Origin of the sequence: Pseudomonas sp. 2995-1 (assembly GCF_002742505.1) — a bacterium.
GTDB classification, from domain to species: domain Bacteria; phylum Pseudomonadota; class Gammaproteobacteria; order Pseudomonadales; family Pseudomonadaceae; genus Aquipseudomonas; species Aquipseudomonas sivasensis.
Genome location: NZ_LJSA01000486.1, coordinates 1 through 313 on the forward strand (window position 1 = coordinate 1; position 313 = coordinate 313).

General features: G+C 42.5%; 1 pseudogene. It reads right to left on the reverse strand.

The annotated features are described in order from the left end of the window. Positions 1-313, reverse strand: a pseudogene (gene glyA, locus AOA61_RS24615) (serine hydroxymethyltransferase); the annotation flags it as partial.

Genomic DNA, 313 nt, shown 5'->3' on the forward strand with positions numbered 1-313 from the left:
ATCTTTTTACCGAATTCTTCTTTACATAAAATCATTCCACCACGAGGTCCACGTAACGTTTTATGTGTTGTCGTTGTTACAAAGTCTGCGTAAGGTACTGGAGACGGGTGGTGACCAGTTGCAACCAAACCTGCAATATGAGCCATATCTACCATGAGATAAGCACCCACTTCATCAGCAATCTCACGGAATACTTTGAAGTCGATCTCTCTTGGATAAGCACTCGCTCCTGCTACGATAAGTTTAGGTTTGTGCTCTTGAGCTTTTGCACGTACATCTTCGTAATCAAGGATACCAGTGTCTTTATTCACAC